The sequence below is a fragment of the Allocoleopsis sp. genome, assembly GCF_036703385.1.
Taxonomy (GTDB): Bacteria; Cyanobacteriota; Cyanobacteriia; order Cyanobacteriales; family Coleofasciculaceae; genus Allocoleopsis.
Genome location: NZ_DATNPA010000117.1, coordinates 1 through 4,562 on the forward strand (window position 1 = coordinate 1; position 4,562 = coordinate 4,562).

A 4,562-nucleotide genomic window follows, 5' to 3' on the forward strand; every position below is an offset into this window, starting at 1 on the left:
TCAAGAAGGGATAGCCTTATGGGAATCGTTTGAACCCCACCTGATATGGATGGATCTACGGATGCCCGTAATGGATGGCTATGAAGCAAGTAAACACATCAAATCGCAGTTAAAGGGGCAAGCAACAGTGATTATCGCCCTGACTGCCAGCGCCTTTGAGGAAGAACGTGTTGTTGCTCTGTCGGCAGGTTGCAATGACTTTGTTCGCAAACCCTTCCGCGAAGAGGAACTTTTTGAGAAGATGGCGCATTATCTGGGAGTGCAATATCTTTACGAACCGCTTGTCCTACCTTCCGAAGCGGAAGTAACGCCAGCCCAAGTCAACTCAGAACTGCTCGATGTGATGCCTGCGCTGTGGCGAGAACAACTTCACCAAGCTGCCACTTGCGTCGATGCTGAGCAAATTGTTGAACTCATTGAGCAAATTCCAGCAGAAAATGCTAGCCTGACGGTTGCCCTCACCGAGATGGTTAATCACTACCGCTTTGATCGGATTGTGGCGTTAAGTCAACCTGAAGCCTAAACCTCAAGCCTAAGTTTGAGAGATGCCTAGATGGACTCACCCTCTACTGTACCCAAAGGCAATATCCTGATTGTTGACGACACGCCTGACAACCTGCGCTTGCTGTCATCTACGCTGACGGAACGCGGGTACAAAGTGCGAAGTGTGATTAACGGAGCAATGGCGCTGATGGGAGCGAGTGCTGCGCCGCCCGATCTGATCATGCTCGACATTAAGATGCCGGATATGGACGGCTACGAGGTTTGTACTCGCCTGAAAGCGGATGAGCGAACCCGCGAGATTCCAGTGATTTTTATCAGTGCGCTGGATGAGGTACTCGATAAAGTCAAAGCCTTTACCAGCGGCGGCGTGGACTACATCCAAAAGCCGTATCAAGTTGAGGAAGTCTTAGCCCGGATTGAAAATCAACTCACCATCCGGCGGCTGCAAGTGCAACTGCAAGCCCAAAATCGCCAGTTGCAGCAAACCCAAGCTGAACTTCTGCAAGCTTTAGAGCAGGAGCGATCGCTCCTACGGCGCATTGAGGAGATGGCAGCGATTGAAGAACGCAACCGGATTGCCCGCGAGATTCACGACTCTCTGGGACATGCCCTGACTGCCTTGAACGTTCAGTTGCAAGCTGTTGCTAGCCTGTTGACTACTGACCCAGCTCAAGCTCAGTCTTTTCTAACTCAGGCGCAACGACTGGGTAAAACTGCCATGCAGGAGGTGCGGCAATCGGTGAGGACGCTGCGGGCAGATGAACGAGCCGAACAGCCTTTAGAAGACGCGATCGCGGATTTAGCCGAAGAGTTTCGGCAAGTCACTGGCATCACCCCCACAACTTGCATCCAATTAACAGAGCGTCTCCCGTCGCTCGTGTCCAAAACGCTCTACCGAGTGGTGCAAGAGGGATTGACAAATATCTATAAATATGCTAAAGCTACTCAGGTGCAAATTCAGCTAGTTACGACAGGCGATCGTGTTTGCCTCACGATTGAGGATAATGGCAAGGGATTCAATTGCGAGCAGAAAATGACCGGGTTTGGATTGCAAGGAATGCGAGAACGGGTTGCTGCCCTAGACGGCGATTTCCACCTAACAGCGAAGCCAGGAGCGGGTTGTCAGATCGAGGTTGAACTCCCCTTATCAGAGGTGCTGCAATGATTCGCTTATTACTTGTGGACGATCAAAGTTTGATTTGCCAGGGGCTACAGGCAGTACTGAGCCAGGAACCCGATCTCCAAGTGGTGGGATCTGCGGAGAATGGTCAAGTCGCCCTCGATCTCGTTGCCACGTTACAGCCCGATGTGGTGCTGATGGATATCCGAATGCCCGTAATGACTGGTATTGAAGCCACTCGGCTGATCGGTGAGCAGTTTCCTTCCACCAAAGTTTTAGTTCTGAGTACGTTTGATGACGATCGCGACATTGCTCAATCGATGCGAGCGGGTGCCAAAGGCTATTTGCTCAAAGATATGCCAGCCCCTGAACTGGCAGAGGCGATTCGTTTAGTGCATCGCGGCTATAGCCAAATGGCTCCAGGGTTAATGGAAAGGCTGTTGACGAAGGTTCCAGATTCCGATGATGTGGAGGAGCAACCCGCACCAGAAGAGTTAGCTCAGTTGCCTCCCAGAGAACGAGATGTGCTGCGCTTGATTGGTCAAGGCGCAACAAACCGCGAAATTGCCACACAGCTACACCTGGCTGAAGGAACGGTTAAGACTTACGTCACTCATTTGCTCAATCGCTTATCGCTCAAAAATCGATCACAGTTAGCCATTTATGCAACCTCGATCGCCTCGTCTCTCAATAATTAAGCATTTTCATCATTTGGTTGCTATTTAATCGGTTAGCCCATTTGGGCTAGCGTTACGCCACGTAGTGATGCGAAGCATCAGCAATACGCTTTGCTTAGGGCAGGTGTGGCGAGCAGCACTCAACGAAAGACTTAAGCACAAGTACTTAATGTATTAACGAAAGTTAGTAGGGATTGCTCTCTTTTGTTGATAGGTGAGTCAAGACGTTTTTCAGATGTTTCTCTTTAGTGGAATCTCTACGATAAGGACAGTTAAGCAAAGCGCTTAACTCCCTTCAAAACTAACGAGAAACCAATTAGGAGATAAATTATGAAACTCATCTATCGCGGCACTACCTTCGATTATAATCCTGCCAACGTTACCGCCCGTCGCCCATTCCACTATACTCGCACCCATAACTCAGCTTATGAGTTGATTTATCGGGGAAACACCTATCAAGTCGAGCCAACGGCGATTACACAAGCTCCTGTAGAACCAGTGACTTATGAGTTGATTTACCGAGGAACGATTCTTCAGGTAAGTCGCAACGAACAAGGCGAAGTTACAGCCATTTCTTCATCGACAAACCTTTCAAAGAAAGCCTCAACAACTGCTCGCCCTTCAACTCAACAGGCAACCGAGGAATATCTACTTCAGAAATAGTCTTGTTAACAGCAAAAATTACCATCAGCTTGCCTGTCATATTGATTCATACCTGCAACTATCAAGCAAGCACTCACTATTAGATAGTATTCAGCGATCGCTAAATCTTTGACCTGGAATCAGCAACTACCCCTCGCTTCAGGTTCTTGTTGTTTCCTCTCCACCCAACCTCTATAAAGGAGAGTTAAAAAAATGGTTGCCACTCTATTGCAAAAAAAGATTGCAACGGGCAAAACTCAGGTATTAGATACAGTGCCATCACCAATTACCAAATCCTGTAGGAACCGCTTAGTTGCTCGCTGAAAATAAACTGAAATGCATCTTACACAGCTCTCAAAATTAACAAGTTTTTCTCTCAGTCGGCATTCAAAGCTACCTAAGTTTCCCAGTAAATATTTAAAGCTTTCTAGTAGTTCTTGTGCGTTAACTGGAGGAATATTACTGGCATCAAATACGCAGATGAGTGGATATGGATTTATCTTTTTAGCAATGAGTTCAGGTCAACTCCTGCTTGCCAGCTTGCAAGACCGAGATAGCAGCATGATATTCTACGCCGCTTCGTTATTTATCTTTGTTGATTGCTTAGGAGTTTACAGATGGGTCTTGACTTAGCCGAAATCCATCACCTATCACCGATTTAATGCTACTTACCCACTTAATCACAAGGAAAAATCAATGAATTTTAGTGTATTTCAATCCAATCCAAGCTCAGTTTCTCTTGAATCTCCTCTCTCCGTCTCATCATCTGTATCGGCACAGAAGCCTATCGAGGAGGAAACAACTACGATAGAACCCACCAAACCGTCAAGCAAATCTCTTGTAAATCCGGTTTCAAACGTGTATTGGCTAAATGCTTTAAATTCTCCCATTAGTTTGATGGATGAACAAGAAAATTACAACTCAGAGGCAATTCAAACCAAAACTAAGATAATCGTCAATAAACGGCTTTATTGGTGGATGTAATTGCACCATACTGACCAAAGAATTTAATGGAATTTAATTGTCCAATTCGTTAATTACCCTGTTGAAAATTAAAAAGTAGGATTCACTATGCGAAAAATTGCAATTATTGGGGCGGGTCAAGCAGGTCTTCACTTGGGAATTGGTCTTGTTGATGCCGGTTATGCAGTAACTTTATTTAGCGATCGCACCCCCGAAGCCATCCTCCACGGCAAACCGATGGGAACGCCAGTCTTATTTCCAGACGCACTGCAACTGGAACGTAACTTAGGACTAAATTTTTGGGATGACGAATTTGCTGACGGTATGCGATTTCGCAGCCAGGTGTGCGACGAGGAAGGAAATACAGCTTTAGTTCTGTCCTCCGATGTACGACAGCAATGGCAATCAATCGATCAACGCCTTAAGTTTCCAGCTTGGATGCAGGAATTTGTCAAACGAGGGGGTGAACTGGTGATTCAAGCCACGACACCAGAAGACTTGGAAGAGTATGTTCAAACTTACGACTTAGTGGTGGTAACTGCGGGTAGAGGCGCTTTCTCGACTTTATTTGAACGAGATGACCAAAAATCTAACCATGACATACCAAAGCGCTATGTTGTGTCATTCATTACGACCGGATTGAAGGGAGATATAGA

General features: G+C 46.6%; 5 protein-coding genes and 1 pseudogene. All 6 read left to right on the top strand.

Translation table 11 applies throughout. The features are described 5' to 3' along the window. On the top strand, nucleotides 1-523 hold a 523-nt coding region (locus V6C93_RS05785), incomplete at its 5' end, for a response regulator (protein WP_333475701.1). A 30-nt stretch (nucleotides 524-553) separates the two neighbouring features. Then, nucleotides 554-1,669 carry a response regulator gene (locus V6C93_RS05790; RefSeq protein WP_333475702.1) on the top strand — a complete coding sequence of 372 codons (1,116 nt, stop codon included), beginning with the start codon at nucleotides 554-556 and terminating at the stop codon, nucleotides 1,667-1,669. Continuing rightward, on the top strand, nucleotides 1,666-2,322 hold the full coding sequence (locus tag V6C93_RS05795; protein ID WP_333475703.1) for a response regulator transcription factor: 657 nt from the start codon (nucleotides 1,666-1,668) through the stop codon (nucleotides 2,320-2,322). The genes V6C93_RS05790 and V6C93_RS05795 overlap by 4 nt, the downstream gene beginning before the upstream one ends. Before the next feature lie 309 nt (nucleotides 2,323-2,631). Then, nucleotides 2,632-2,964 carry a DUF4278 domain-containing protein gene (locus V6C93_RS05800; RefSeq protein WP_333475704.1) on the top strand — a complete coding sequence of 111 codons (333 nt, stop codon included), beginning with the start codon at nucleotides 2,632-2,634 and terminating at the stop codon, nucleotides 2,962-2,964. 675 nt (nucleotides 2,965-3,639) lie between these two features. Continuing rightward, the gene (locus V6C93_RS05805; RefSeq protein ID WP_333475705.1) at nucleotides 3,640-3,927 is read left to right on the top strand and encodes a hypothetical protein; all 288 of its coding nucleotides are present in this window, start codon (nucleotides 3,640-3,642) and stop codon (nucleotides 3,925-3,927) included. An 87-nt stretch (nucleotides 3,928-4,014) separates the two neighbouring features. Further along, a pseudogene (locus V6C93_RS05810) lies at nucleotides 4,015-4,562 on the top strand (oxygenase); the annotation flags it as partial.

What these genes read in the sequence shown, in the direction of transcription:
- V6C93_RS05790 (WP_333475702.1), top strand. Translation starts at nt 554, where the DNA reads ATGGACTCACCCTCTACTGTACCCAAAGGCAATATCCTGATTGTTGAC.
- V6C93_RS05795 (WP_333475703.1), top strand. Translation starts at nt 1,666, where the DNA reads ATGATTCGCTTATTACTTGTGGACGATCAAAGTTTGATTTGCCAGGGG.
- V6C93_RS05800 (WP_333475704.1), top strand. Translation starts at nt 2,632, where the DNA reads ATGAAACTCATCTATCGCGGCACTACCTTCGATTATAATCCTGCCAAC.
- V6C93_RS05805 (WP_333475705.1), top strand. Translation starts at nt 3,640, where the DNA reads ATGAATTTTAGTGTATTTCAATCCAATCCAAGCTCAGTTTCTCTTGAA.